This window comes from Aureimonas ureilytica, from assembly GCF_001475935.1.
Taxonomy (GTDB): Bacteria; Pseudomonadota; Alphaproteobacteria; order Rhizobiales; family Rhizobiaceae; genus Aureimonas; species Aureimonas ureilytica_A.
The window spans coordinates 40,072-52,519 of record NZ_LDQA01000029.1 but is presented as its reverse complement, the minus strand read 5'-3'; the positions used below and the strand labels follow the sequence as shown (position 1 = coordinate 52,519).

The 12,448-nt window shown below is 67.1% G+C and carries 13 protein-coding genes, 1 other RNA gene and 1 pseudogene; 6 read left to right on the top strand and 9 right to left on the bottom strand.

What is annotated here, in order from left to right; genetic code table 11:
* Nucleotides 1–203: 203 nt before the first annotated feature.
* Nucleotides 204–752 carry a GNAT family N-acetyltransferase gene (locus tag NS365_RS14495; RefSeq protein ID WP_058601008.1) on the top strand — a complete coding sequence of 183 codons (549 nt, stop codon included), beginning with the start codon at nt 204–206 and terminating at the stop codon, nt 750–752.
* Nucleotides 753–837: 85 nt separating this feature from the next.
* On the opposite strand, the gene NS365_RS14490 is transcribed toward NS365_RS14495, so the two are convergent.
* The 3 genes from NS365_RS14490 to NS365_RS14480 form a co-directional block, all read right to left on the bottom strand.
* Nucleotides 838–1,749 (bottom strand): cation diffusion facilitator family transporter, encoded by a 912-nt coding sequence (locus NS365_RS14490; RefSeq protein ID WP_058601007.1) that lies wholly within the window; start codon nt 1,747–1,749, stop codon nt 838–840.
* A gap of 96 nt (nt 1,750–1,845) precedes the next feature.
* On the bottom strand, nt 1,846–3,081 hold the full coding sequence (locus NS365_RS14485; RefSeq protein ID WP_058601033.1) for a lytic murein transglycosylase: 1,236 nt from the start codon (nt 3,079–3,081) through the stop codon (nt 1,846–1,848).
* A gap of 84 nt (nt 3,082–3,165) precedes the next feature.
* Nucleotides 3,166–3,708, bottom strand: a complete 543-nt coding sequence (locus NS365_RS14480) for a TetR/AcrR family transcriptional regulator (protein WP_082684614.1) — start codon at nt 3,706–3,708, stop codon at nt 3,166–3,168.
* Between the two features lie 61 nt (nt 3,709–3,769).
* Here NS365_RS14480 and NS365_RS14475 point away from each other — a divergent pair, with 61 nt between their 5' ends.
* Nucleotides 3,770–4,243, top strand: a complete 474-nt coding sequence (locus NS365_RS14475) for a monooxygenase family protein (RefSeq protein ID WP_058601005.1) — start codon at nt 3,770–3,772, stop codon at nt 4,241–4,243.
* 3 nt (nt 4,244–4,246) lie between these two features.
* Here NS365_RS14475 and recR read toward each other — a convergent pair whose 3' ends face one another.
* The 4 genes from recR to ffs form a co-directional block, all read right to left on the bottom strand.
* On the bottom strand, nt 4,247–4,852 hold the full coding sequence (recR, locus tag NS365_RS14470; protein WP_058601004.1) for a recombination mediator RecR: 606 nt from the start codon (nt 4,850–4,852) through the stop codon (nt 4,247–4,249).
* 74 nt (nt 4,853–4,926) lie between these two features.
* Nucleotides 4,927–5,250, bottom strand: a complete 324-nt coding sequence (locus NS365_RS14465) for a YbaB/EbfC family nucleoid-associated protein (RefSeq protein WP_058601003.1) — start codon at nt 5,248–5,250, stop codon at nt 4,927–4,929.
* A 39-nt stretch (nt 5,251–5,289) separates the two neighbouring features.
* Nucleotides 5,290–7,263, bottom strand: a complete 1,974-nt coding sequence (locus NS365_RS14460; protein ID WP_058601002.1) for a DNA polymerase III subunit gamma/tau — start codon at nt 7,261–7,263, stop codon at nt 5,290–5,292.
* A gap of 240 nt (nt 7,264–7,503) precedes the next feature.
* Nucleotides 7,504–7,600, bottom strand: an RNA gene (ffs, locus tag NS365_RS23630) — signal recognition particle sRNA small type.
* 30 nt (nt 7,601–7,630) lie between these two features.
* Between ffs and NS365_RS14455 the strand changes: the two genes are divergently transcribed.
* The 3 genes from NS365_RS14455 (at nt 7,631) to NS365_RS23625 (ending at nt 9,308) form a co-directional block, all read left to right on the top strand.
* On the top strand, nt 7,631–8,047 hold the full coding sequence (locus NS365_RS14455) for an HIT domain-containing protein (RefSeq protein WP_058601001.1): 417 nt from the start codon (nt 7,631–7,633) through the stop codon (nt 8,045–8,047).
* On the top strand, nt 8,044–9,018 hold the full coding sequence (nudC, locus tag NS365_RS14450; RefSeq protein WP_058601000.1) for an NAD(+) diphosphatase: 975 nt from the start codon (nt 8,044–8,046) through the stop codon (nt 9,016–9,018). Before NS365_RS14455 ends, nudC begins: the two co-directional genes overlap by 4 nt.
* Before the next feature lie 143 nt (nt 9,019–9,161).
* Nucleotides 9,162–9,308 carry a DUF1127 domain-containing protein gene (locus NS365_RS23625; protein WP_082675558.1) on the top strand — a complete coding sequence of 49 codons (147 nt, stop codon included), beginning with the start codon at nt 9,162–9,164 and terminating at the stop codon, nt 9,306–9,308.
* A 129-nt stretch (nt 9,309–9,437) separates the two neighbouring features.
* On the opposite strand, the gene NS365_RS25000 is transcribed toward NS365_RS23625, so the two are convergent.
* Both NS365_RS25000 and NS365_RS24995 read right to left on the bottom strand, forming a co-directional pair.
* Nucleotides 9,438–10,259, bottom strand: coding sequence for a prephenate dehydratase (locus NS365_RS25000; protein WP_058601032.1), 822 nt, complete (start codon nt 10,257–10,259; stop codon nt 9,438–9,440).
* A 120-nt stretch (nt 10,260–10,379) separates the two neighbouring features.
* Nucleotides 10,380–11,039: pseudogene (locus NS365_RS24995) on the bottom strand (3-deoxy-manno-octulosonate cytidylyltransferase); the annotation flags it as partial.
* 388 nt (nt 11,040–11,427) lie between these two features.
* Between NS365_RS24995 and NS365_RS14440 the strand changes: the two are divergent.
* Nucleotides 11,428–12,285 carry a c-type cytochrome gene (locus NS365_RS14440; protein WP_058600999.1) on the top strand — a complete coding sequence of 286 codons (858 nt, stop codon included), beginning with the start codon at nt 11,428–11,430 and terminating at the stop codon, nt 12,283–12,285.
* Nucleotides 12,286–12,448 lie beyond the last annotated feature (163 nt).

Sequence of the window (12,448 nt, the reverse complement as noted above, 5' to 3'; positions counted from 1 at the left end):
GAAAAGCGCTCGACCATCAGCCCGAAATTCCAGCCCGACACGCCCCTCGGTCGTCGCCATCACGAAGCAGGGCGGCGGCAAGATCGCGTGAGGTCTTAGGGCGCTGGACAAAAGCATGGCCCTCGGAGCGACCCGGGGGCCTCCTGCGTGAGCGCCGTGAATCTGCTCTTGTGAAGAGCTTCGGTAAGCCCGACCATCGGACGATGGATGGACTCCATCGCTTACCGGAAAGTTTCGAGACGTCGCGCTATCGCCTGCGGCGGGTCACCTCGCAGGACGCATCGGCGATCTTCGACAGCTATGCCAGGGACACGACTGTCACCCGCTATTTGGGTTGGCGGCCCCATGCGGAGTTGTGCGAGACCGAACGCTTTGTGGAGAACGTCGCACAGGAATGGGAGATGGGACGCGGCTACCCGTTAGTCGTGTCTCCCAATTCGAATCCCGATGACATCATCGGCATGTTCCATCCCCATGTAGAACCCGGCAAGGTGAACTACGGCTACGTCCTGGCTCGTCGCGCCTGGGGGAACGGTTGCGCGACCGAGATACTGACATGGCTCGTTGAGCATGCCTTGTCGCATCCAACGGTGTTTCGCACAGAAGCCTTCTGCGATGTCGATAATCCCGCCTCTGCACGGGTTATGGAGAAAGCCGGCATGACCCGAGAGGGCATTCTACGCCGATACTTCCTTCATCCGAACGTCTCGCAGTGTCCGCGAGACTGCGCCATGTACGCTCGAATCCGATAGGAGAGAGACTCGAAGCCGACAGTAGATGCAACGAACCGTTGGAAGGGCGGAAACTCCCCCTTCCCAGACTCAAACGCTCGCCCGCTCAAACCGCCCACTTCTCATCCCCCGTGAACGCCACCGTCAGCCAGCGATCCGGCCCCGCGCCGCCGATGGCCTTGCCGACTTCCTCCCGGATGGCGTCGAAAGCGCCGATGCGGCCGAAGTCGCGCTCCGCCGGCACGACGAAATGGATCTCCACCATGCGCGAGCGGCCCGCGCGCGAGACATAGGTGTGGGCGCGGATGAAGCCGTGGCGGCGCACGGTCTCGTCGGCCACCCTCCGGGCCAGGGCGTCGAGATCGGCCGGGGCGAGCAGCAGGATGTCCTGAAAGGCCTTGAACACGGTTTGAAGCGGAACGGGAATGAGACAGAGGGTCAGGATCGCGAGGATCGCCGGATCCACATAAGGCGTCCAATGCGCGTAGGCCGTGCCCTCCAGCGCCCAGGCGACGATGAAGGCGCAGAGCAGCGCGGCGGTGATCGCGCCGGACATGACCCATCCCTTGGCGTCCAGCGCGATGAAGGAGGAGTTGAGCGCGCGGTTGGCGCGCCGGCCGTAGATCGCCATCACGATGCAGATCACGACCACGAAAAACGAATAGACGATGGCCCAGCCGAATTCGAGCGAGCGCCCGCCATCGAGGATCGTGCCGATCGCGTTGACGAAGGCGTAGAAGGAGAGAAGCGACAGAAGCCCGCCATTGAAGGCGAGCACCATGGGCTCGAAATGCCAGAAGCCCATCTGGAAACGCTGGCTCGTGTCGCGCGCGATGAGGCGCGTGACGAGAAGCGCCATGCCGGTCATCGAGGCATCCACCACGGAGAAGACGCCATCGAAGGCGATCGACAGCGATCCCGACAGGATGCCGAACACGACGCCCGTCGCCCCGATCAGGAGCGTCATGGCGATGGAAAGCTTCAGAACGGCGCTTTCGTCGGGCGCGGCGGCAGGCATCGGAGGGCTCCGGTCGTGGCAATCGACAAGGAGCTAGGGCAGGCCGGTTAAAGAAGCAGCCTGCCGGACGCTGACAGGCCGCTCACGAACGCGTCGTCAACCGAGTTTCTTGGCGAGCGCCGGGGTGGGCCAGCAGGTGGCGGGCAGGCCCAGCTTCTCCTCCGCCTGGCCGATGGAGCGGCGCGTCTTGAAGCCGGCGAGCCCGTCCGTGCCGCCAACATCGTAACCTTGTTTCTGCAAGCGCTCCTGAAGGCGCGAGACATCGCCTCGCGTCAGGCCGGACGCGCCCGGCCAGCGCGCGTCGAAGCCCCCGCCGCCGGCGATCCGGTCGGCCACATGGCCGATGAACAGGGCGTAGAGGTCGGAATTGTTGTATTCCTTGATGACGTAGAAATTGGGCGTCGCGACGAAAGCCGGCCCGAGGCGGCCGGCCGGCATCAGGAGATGACCGGGGCGCTTCAGCTCGGCATCGGGAAAGCCGCGGCCCGAGGCGCGCGCGACGCCGGCTTTTGCGAAATCGGCGATCGGGCGCGGGCGATCCGGCCCCTCCCCCGTGCAGGAGACGCCGGCGGGAAAGCGCGCCTCGTAGCCCCAGGGCCGGCCGCGCTGCCAGCCCGACATCTGGAGATAATGGGCAATGGAAGCGAGCGTGTCGGGCACCGAATTCCAGATATCGGGGCGACCGTCGCCATCCTCATCCACGGCGAGCGCGCGGAATTTCGAGGGCATGAACTGCGGCTGACCCAGCGCGCCGGCCCAGGAGGACTTCATGTCCGAGACCTTGAGATGGCCTTCTTGCACGATCTTGAGGGCGGCGATCAGCTCGGCGCGGAACATGTCCTTGCGGCGCGAGAGATAGGCCTTGGTGCCGAGCACCTCGAAGGCGTTGTAGGGAATCTTCGCCGCGCCATAGCCGGACTCGCGGCCCCAGACGGCGAGCACGATCGGACCGGGAACGCCTGTTTCGCGTTCGATGCGCTGGAGAAGCGCGCCGTTGGCCTGCAGGAGCGCGCGGCCCTTGGCGACGACGCCCGCGATCTTCTTCTCGTCGAAATAGGCGGCGGGGCTCTGGAACTCGGCCTGCCGGTTCACCTCCTCCACCTTCGGCTTCTGGCCGGGGAGCTGCAGGTCGGGCAGGCTTAAGTTCGGCTCCACGCCCCGGAAGGCGGCGTCGAAGGTCGCGCGCGACACGCCGTTCGCCCGCGCCTCGGGCCAGATTTCAGCTTCAAGAAAGCGGCGGAAGCCGGCCTCGATCTCGGGCTTGGGCGCGGCCAACGCGGGCGCCGTCACAGCCATCAGGGCAAGGCACAAAGCCGCCAGTCGCTTCTTCATCATGCGGATTCCTTCGGGGAGACAGTCCCTCTCCTGCCGGAAGGCTAAGGCCACGAGCTTGCGTCGAACTCGTGGCGAGGGGTCTCACGTCTTGGCGAGAGGGCCGGCCAGCAGGCGCAGCACGGCGGCCGGGTCGCCCGTCCCCGTCCCGTCCGGCGGCGCGCGGCCGTCCAGCGCCAGAACCGCCAACCCATGCACCAGCGCCCAGCAGGCGAGCGTGGCGGCGGGGTCGTTCGTCAACGTGGCCACCCGGCGCGCCAGAACGCCGTAAGCCGTTTCGCCCACAGGCTCGGGCGGCACGCAGGCGCCCGAGAACATCAGGCGAAACAGCGCCGGATGCGCTTGCGCGAAACGGAGATAGGCGAGCCCCTGCGCGACCACGGCCTCGCTCCCCTCCGCCGTCGCATCGGCTTCCACCAAGGCCTCGCGAAGCCGCTCGAACCCATGCCCTGCCACCGCGCCCATGAGCGCGGCCTTGTCGGCGAAGTGGCGATAGGGCGCCATGGCCGAGACGCCGACATCCCGCGCCAGCGCCCGGAGGCTGAGATCATTCGCCCCCCCTTCCAGCGCCGCCACGGCAGCTGCGATCAGCCGCGCACGCAAACCGGACTCTTCGATGGGAGACATGGCTGTTTACACCGTACACATTCCGCGTTACGTTTACGGTGTAAACAAGGAGGCCATTCCGATGCAAGCCAAACCGAAGCGCCAAAGCGTCGATCTCTCCGCCTATCCCGATCTTGTGATGGTGCTCCTGGGTTTTCAGGTTCAGGGCTGGCGGGGCGTGCCGGCGCTCCTGCGCATTGGCCGGGGCCTGCGCGGGCTGCGCCACCACGCGCCGGACGGGCTCCTCTGGGACCAGCAGTTCATTTATGGCTGGAATCATGTCGGCATCCGCCAATATTGGCGCGATCCGGACAGTCTGGAGCGCTTCACCCGCGCCGAGCCCCATTCGCTCTGGTGGCGCGATTTCCTGCGCGATGCCCAGACCTGCGGCTTCTGGCACGAGGCCTTTCACGCGCGCGGCGGCGTCGAGGCGATCTATGTCAACCTGCCCCGGCCCGGCGGCCTCGCCGCCTTCGCGCCCGAGCGCGCGCCGGTCGGCCCCTTCATGACGAGCCGGGACCGCGTGCGCGCCGGTGCCGAAGCGCGGCGGGGATAGAATCTAGATTTTGGTGCGCGAGCGCATGGCGGCCGACAGCGTGCCCTCGTCGAGATAATCCAGCTCGCCGCCGACCGGCACGCCATGGGCGAGGCGCGTGATCTTGAGATCGAACCCGTCGAGCTGGTCGATAATGTAATGCGCTGTTGTCTGGCCCTCGACCGTGGCGTTCACGGCGATGATGATCTCGGAAATGCCCCCTTCCGCGACGCGCTCCACGAGGCGGCGGATGGTGAGGTCTTCCGGGCCGATGCCCTCCAGCGGCGAGAGCACGCCGCCCAGCACATGATAGCTGGCGTTCAGCGCCTTGGCGCGCTCCAACGCCCAGAGATCGGATACGTCCTCCACCACGATCACGGTGGAGCGGTCGCGCCCGGCATCGGTGCAGATCGTGCAAGGATCGCGCGTGTCGATATTGCCGCAATGCGAGCAGACCTTCACCTCCTCCGCCGCCTCGGCCATGGCCGCGCCGAGCGGGCGCAGAAGCTGTTCGCGCCGCTTCACCAGATGCAGGGCGGCGCGCCGGGCCGAGCGGGGGCCGAGCCCCGGCAGCTTGGCGAGAAGCTGGATCAGCCGCTCGATCTCGGGACCGGCGATGGACTTGGCCATTCGGGAAGACGCTTTCAGCGGTGTCTCAGGCAATGGGGCGGCCCCGAAGGGCCGCCATAGGCGTAGCGAAAGGCCTAGAACGGCAGCTTCAGGCCCGGAGGCAGCGGCAGGCCGGCGGTGAGGGCCTGCGTCTTTTCCTGGATCAAGGCGTCGAGCTTGCGCTTGGCGTCGGCATGGGCGGCAACGATGAGGTCTTCGAGAATGTCCTTCTCGTCGGCCTTGAGAAGCGAGGGGTCGAGATTCAGCGACTCCAGTTCGCCCGAACCTTTCAGCGTCACGGACACGACGCCGCCGCCGGCCTGGCCGCTGGCCGTGGTCTCGGCGATCTCGGCCTGCAGGCCCTGCATCTTCTCCTGCATGGCCTTGGCCTGCTTCATCATGCCCATGAGATCCTTCATGCCGGGCCGTGCTCCTTCTGCCGCGTTGAATCGAAAGGCTCAGTCGTCGTCATCGTCGTCGCCGGGTTCCAGCGAGGCGTCGAACGCTATGTCGTCATCCGCGCCGCCCATGCCAAGGTCCGGCTCGCCCACATCATATTGTTCGGGCAGACCGCCATCCCCGACGAAATCGTCCAGGGGCTCGGCGGGTTCCGGCTCGGGCGGGGTTTCCGGCTCGCTGCGCAGGCGCACCTCGCGCACCTTCGCGCCCGGCATGGCGGCGAGAATGGCGGCGACATCGGGGTCGGCCTCCGCCTCACGGATCAGCTGCGCGCGCCGCGCCGCCTCGACCTCTTCGAGCGTTTCGCTGCCACCCGACGGCGCGACCGTGACGACCCAGCGCAGGCCCGTCCAGTCGAACAGACGCTTGGCGAGATCGCCGGCAAAGCTCACCGGCGCGCCTTCGGCCGGCTGGATTTCCAGGCGGCCGGGCTCGATGCGCACCAGCCGGAGATAGCGGCGAATGCGCGTCTTCATCAGCGAATCGCGCTTCTCGCCCGCGAGCTTTGCGAGATCGCGCAAGGAGGCCGGCATGGAGAGCGGATCGGCGTCCACCGCGCCGACGCGCGCGGGCTGCGCGTCCGGCGCGGGCGCGGCCATGCGCGCGGCGAGCGACAGTCCGCCGCCCTGGATCGAGCGCAGCTGCATGGTCGGCGCGCCGCCCGGCCCCGAGCCGTTCGGCCCCAGGGAGCCGCGCGCATCAACCGCCGAGCCACCCGGCGCGCCGTTGCCCGGCAGGCGTGGCTGACCGCCCGGCGCGCCACCGAGCGCGGCCAGTTGGCCGCCGCCTTCGCGCAGAAGCTTCACGAGTTCGTCCGGCGAAGGCAGATCGGCGGCATAGGCGATGCGGATCAGCGCCATTTCGGCGGCCTGACGGGGCGAGGCGGCGGAGCGTGCCTCCTCGATCGCCTTCAAAAGCATCTGCCAGACTTCCGACAGGGTGCGCACGGAGAGGCGCGCGGCGAAGTCGCGCCCGCGCTCCACCTCGTCGGGCGAGAGCGAAGCGTCGCCCGCCGTTTCCGGCACGAAGCGCAGCGAGGTGACGAGATGGCTGAAATCGGCGAGATCGGTCAGCACCACGACCGGATCGGCTCCGGCCTGATATTGCTCGGCGAACTCACGCAAGGCCCCTGCCCCGTCGCCCTTCATCAGAAGCTCGAACAGATCCACCACCCGCGCGCGGTCGGCCAGGCCCAGCATGTCGCGCACGGTCTGCGCCGACACATGGCCCGCGCCGTGCGCGATGGCCTGATCGGTGAGCGACAGCGCATCGCGCACCGAGCCCTCGGAAGCGCGGGCGATGAGGCGCAACGCGCCTTCCTCGGCCTCGATCTTTTCCGAGCCCAGCACGCGCGTGAGATGGCTCATCATCGTGGCCGGATCGACGCGGCGCAGGTCGAAGCGCTGGCAGCGCGACAGGACGGTGATGGGAACCTTGCGGATTTCGGTCGTCGCGAAGACGAATTTCACATGCTCGGGCGGCTCTTCCAGCGTCTTCAGCAGGCCGTTGAAGGCCTGCGTGGAGAGCATGTGCACCTCGTCGATGATGTAGACCTTGTAGCGCGCCGAAACGGGGCGATAGCGCACTTGCGCGATGATCTCACGGATATCGTCGATGCCCGTGTGCGAGGCGGCGTCCATCTCCACCACGTCCACATGCCGCCCTTCCATGATCGCCTGATCGTGGATGCCGGGCTCGACCATATGGATCGTCGGCTGGTGTATCGTCTCGGTCTCATAATTCAGGGCGCGGGCGAGGATGCGCGCCGTCGTCGTCTTGCCGACGCCGCGCACGCCCGTCAGCATCCAGGCCTGGGCGATGCGATTCGCCTCGAAGGCGTTGGTGAGGGTGCGCACCATCGGCTCCTGGCCGATCAGGTCGTCGAAGGAGCGCGGCCGGTATTTGCGCGCGAGAACGCGGTAGGAGCCGCCCGAGCCCCCCGTTTCAGCCAGTTCGTCGCCGTTCTCAGCCATGCCGTCTCGTTCGAATGCGCCCCCGCGCCGGGGCGAGCCCACGCGGCGCGACACTAAAGCAAAGGGACCCGATTGGAACCCGCGCTTTGTCGCTGGGACGGGTCTACAAGGCTTTTCGCTCAATGCAATGCGCGGGAGGCGAGGCCATGCGTGGGAGGCGATCCGCGCCCATAGCTCTTCGAAGCCGGCTCTTACACGCGAGCGGGCTTGGCGAACGGATCAAAACGGGCGAGGGAAAGGGTGGGAGGCTGGCACGATGACCCGCGCCGGATTCGCTGGGGCTGCTTCCTTCCGGACCTGACCCGGTTGGCGAGCGGCTCGTCCACCACCAACCTCCCAAGGCTCATATCGTGGAGAAACGTGCCGAATGCAAGCCACCACCGATCACGAACTCGACGAACGCCTTCGGGCCGACACGATTTTCGTCTCCGACCTGCCGCTGTCGCGCCTTCTCCTGATGAACGACCGCCGCTGGCCCTGGGCGATTCTGGTGCCGCGCCGTGCCGGAATCGTGGAACTGTTCGATCTCGCAGCCGAGGACCGCCATCAGCTCGACGCGGAAGCCTGTGACGTCGCGAAGGCGATGCAGGCCTTGACGGGGGCGGAAAAGATGAATGTCGCGACGCTGGGCAATATCGTGCGCCAGTTCCATCTTCATGTCGTCGCGCGCCAGAAGGGCGATCCGAACTGGCCCGGCCCCGTCTGGGGGTTTGGCGCGCGCGAGCCCTATTCCTCTGATGAGGCGCAATCCCTTCGCGCCCGCCTTCTCGAAAGCCTGTCATGAGCGCTCCAACCCCTCGCCTCGGCTTTGCCGGCAACCGCCTCGTCCGCGACGGAGAACTCCGAACCGAGACGAGCCTTGCCGAGGCGCTGGATCACCCGGAGGCCGGCTTCTATGTCCAGGCAGCCGGACAATGGCTGGCGCATCAGGATGGCGACTCGATCCGCCCGCTGTTGGGGCGCGGGGAAGCGCAGACGCTTCTGGGTTCGCAGGAGCCTGAGCTTCTGCTCGGCCACACCGGGGATGGGCAGCCGCGTCTGGCCGTGCGCCTGTCGGAGGCGCGGATCGCAGCCCTCGGGATGGACGGCGAAGGGGCGGAGCGGCGTCTGGGTGGCCTGCCGCTGTTCGACCTGCGCATGCTCGGCCATCGCGAGGCGCTCGACGCCGACACGGAAGGGCAACTTGCCCAAGCCGCCCATCTCCTGAACTGGCATGATTCGGCCCGCTTCTGCGGGCGCTGCGGCGACGCCACCGTGTCAGAGGCGGCCGGGTTTCGACGCCGCTGCACAAAATGCGATCACATGATCTTTCCGCGCACCGACCCGGTGTCGATCATGCTGGTGCAGGACGGGGCCGGCCGCTGCCTCATGGGGCGGCAGCCGCATTTTCCCGCCGGCATGTGGTCGTGCCTTGCCGGTTTTATCGAGGCGGGCGAGACAATCGAGGACGCGGTACGCCGCGAAACCTTCGAGGAAGCGGGAATCACGGTCGGCGCCGTGCGCTACCATTCCTCGCAGCCTTGGCCCTTTCCGAACTCGCTGATGATCGGCTGCATGGCCGAGGCGCTGACGACGGAGATCCAGTTCGACGGCGCGGAACTGGAGGATTGCCGCTGGTTCGACCGCGAGGAGGTGCGCGCCATGCTGGAAGGGCAGCACCCGCAAGGGCTCACCCTACCGGCTCCCTTCGCCATTGCGCACCACCTGATTCGTGCCTTTTTGGAAGGCAGGGAGCGCGATCATGCATTTCTATGAGGCAATTTCTTAAAATGCGATGAACGGAAATATGACCATGCCATGCGCAGATTGCACAACTGGCGTGCAGACTTTGCTCTCCTAAGAGGCAGAGGGGTCGCTTATATCTCGGTCAACAAACGAACCCATTCTGGAACAGTCCGATGATCACCGAGATCGCCTCCCGCATTCGCAACCTCCGCTCTCACCGCCGCACCGTCGCCGAGCTCAGCCGCATGGACGACCGTATGCTCAGCGACATCGGCGTTCTGCGCGGCGACATCGAGCGCATGGTTCGCGTCGGCCGCTAAGCGCCGAAAGAACCTGCCGGGCACCTCGACCCGGCCGACGAAAAAGCCCCGCCAAGCGGGGCTTTTTGCTGTTGGGGCTCTGGGTTCGAACGAGAAGTGGGCGACCGAAGCCGCCCTCCCCTCAGCCCCTCATTCGCCGATGGCGGGCGCGGGCAGTTCGGGCCGGTTGGGCGCGGCCGAATAGACGCCGAGAATGGCCAGCCGCTTGGAGAAGAATTCCAGCTCCTCCAGCGCATGGGCGACGCCCACATCGTCCGGGTGCCCCTCGATATCGGCATAGAACTGCGTCGCCACGAACTTGCCCTCCAGCTGGTAGCTTTCGAGCTTGGTCATGTTGACGCCATTTGTGGCAAAGCCACCCAGCGCCTTATAGAGCGCTGCCGCGACATTGCGCACTTCGAAGACGAAAGTGGTGACCACGCGGTTGTCATTCTTTGCCCAAAGCGCCCGGCCTGCCTCTTTTCGCGTCAGAACGACGAAGCGCGTCGCGTTGTGCTCGGCGTCTTCGACATTCTCGGCCAGAATATCGAGCCCGTAGAGATCGGCGGCCAAGCGCGGTGCGAGGGCCGCCACATGGCGCTCTTCCATTTCCGAGACGATGCGCGCCGCGCCCGCCGTATCGCCCGCCACGACCGGCTTCCAACCATTGCGCCGGATGATGCCCCGGCACTGGCCGAGCGCGTGGACATGGCTGTGCACTTCCTTGATGTCGGCCAGCGTCATGCCCGGCTTCACCATGAGCTGGAAGCGGATCGGCAGGAAGAACTCGCCGACGATCTGCAAGCCCGACGAGGGCAGAAGGTGATGAACGTCGGCGACGCGCCCCGCCAGCGTGTTCTCGATCGGGATCATGGCGAGATCGGCCGTACCGTTCTGGACGGCGGCAAACGCGTCCTCGAAGCTCGGACAGGGCAGCGGCTCCAGATCAGGATACATGGCCTGGCAGGCCATGTCGGAATTGGCCCCGCGTTCGCCCTGGAAGGCGATGCGCCCGGTGCGGGCCGGCGGCAGGAAGGCACGGCGCGCTTCCTCCAGCTGATAGGCCGTGTCGACGCCGAGCGGCACGGCATCGACGATCTCGGCGTCGATCCGCATGCCCGCTTCCAGCGCGCGCAGCTGCTCCAGCCGCTCGCGCACCTCCAGCGGCGAGGGCTTCAGCGTGACGAAGCGCTCCAGCGCGGCGCGGCGATAGGCATAGATGCCGACATGGTGGAACAGCGGCCCGTCGCCCGTCGGCGCGGTGGCACGGGTGAAATAGAGCGCGTTCAGCCGGCGCTCGCCGTTCGGCGTGCCGATCAGCTTCACGACGTTCGGGTCCTTGGCGTCGGCCTCGTTGCCGATCTCGACCACGACGGTCGCGATATCGCAGTCCGGGTCGGCGAAGGGTTTGAGAACGGCGCGCACCGTCTCCGGCTCGATGGTCGGCAGATCGCCCTGCAGATTGACGATCACATCCACCTGGCCCTCGGGATCGACGGCCTGCAGCGCCTCGAAGATGCGGTCTGAGCCCGACGGATGGTCAGCCCGCGTCATCACCGCCTCGAAGCCGGCATCGCGCACCGCGCGCAGCACCTCGTCGCTATCGGTGGCGACCACCACACGGCCGATGGCGGCGTCGCGCGCGCGCTCGGCCACGCGCACGATCATCGGCGCGCCGGCAATGTCGGCCAACGGCTTGTTGGGCAGGCGGGTCGAGGCGAGACGCGCGGGAATGAGGACGAGTGTGGACATGGACGCAACTTTCGGGGCCAATCGCACGAAATCCCGCCCGGAATGCGCGAGATAACGCGGAGCTGTGACAGGTGGGCGCTTGATCCATTCCGGGGGGAATGTCAGAACGCTTCCAGACTTTGCGTGTCTTTCGAAAGGCGCGGGCCGAAAGGTCGCCGCTCGCATTTCGAAAGACACGCCGAGGGGGCTTATAGGGGGTGCCGCTATCCGGCAAAAGGCCCCAAGGCGCTTGCGGAGGAAGGGACTTGTCCTTTTCCCCTTGAGACGCCGAGCATTCGACGGCCCGGGGCCTTCCGCACCGAACGAGCGGACGGCCCTGGTATCATGACTTCGTGTCAGCAGCGTTCGCCGGTCGCCGGGCCGGTTGGAGAGGGAGCCGCCCAGCCACATGGATTCTTTCGAGGCCAACAAGATTTTCGGCGCCGTTCTGGGCACCGTCTTCGTTCTGTTCGGCGGCAGCCTTCTGGCCGAAGCCATTTTCCATTCCGAAGTGCCGGAAAAGCCGGGCTTTGCGATCACCGCCGCCGAGCCGGCCGCGGGCGCGGCCTCCGCGGCCCCGGCCGCAGCCGAGGTGACGCCGGTCGGCAAGCTCATGCAGACCGCCAATGCGCAGGCCGGCGCGGCCATCTTCAAGCGCTGCCAGGCCTGCCATTCCGGCGAGAAGGGCGGCCCGAACAAGGTCGGCCCCGATCTCTGGGGCATCGTGAACCGCCCGATGGCCTCGCATGAGGGCTTCTCCTACTCGGCCGCCATGACCGAGTTCTCCAAGGGCAAGACCGTCCTCTGGGACTGGGATCACCTGAACCACTTCCTGCACGGCCCCAAGCAGTACATTCCCGGCACCGCCATGGGCTTTGCCGGCCTGCCCAAGGACCAGGAACGCGCCGATCTCCTGGCCTATCTCGGCACGCTGGCCGACACGCCGGTTCCGCCGCCCGCGCCCGATGCCGGCGCGAGCGAAGCGGCCGCGCCCGCAGCCGGTGCGGGCGATGCCAACGCTCCCGCCCCGACCAACCCGGCCACGACCACCAACAGCAGCCCCGGCGGCAACGACCCGGTGACGCAGCCCCAGAGCGGCGGCACGACCGACGCCACCACGGGCGCGGCCCCGACAGCGCCGCCCTCCGGCGCGGTGCCGGCCACGGGCGACAACGCCACCTCCGCCCCGCCGCAGGCTCCAAGCCCGGCCGAGGCGCAGAACCCCGGCGCGGCTCCGGCAGCCCCGGCCCCGGCACCCGCGCAGTAAGGCGGGCGCCAACGAGATCAGAAGGTCGGGCGGCGACGCCCGGCCTTTTTGCGTTTCGGCACTTTTCGCGTTTCAAGACTTTCGCGTTTCAGGACGATCGCGCCGCTCTGCGACGAGAGCGTGATGCCCGAGGGCATGGACACCGGCCGCTCGGCCATTACAC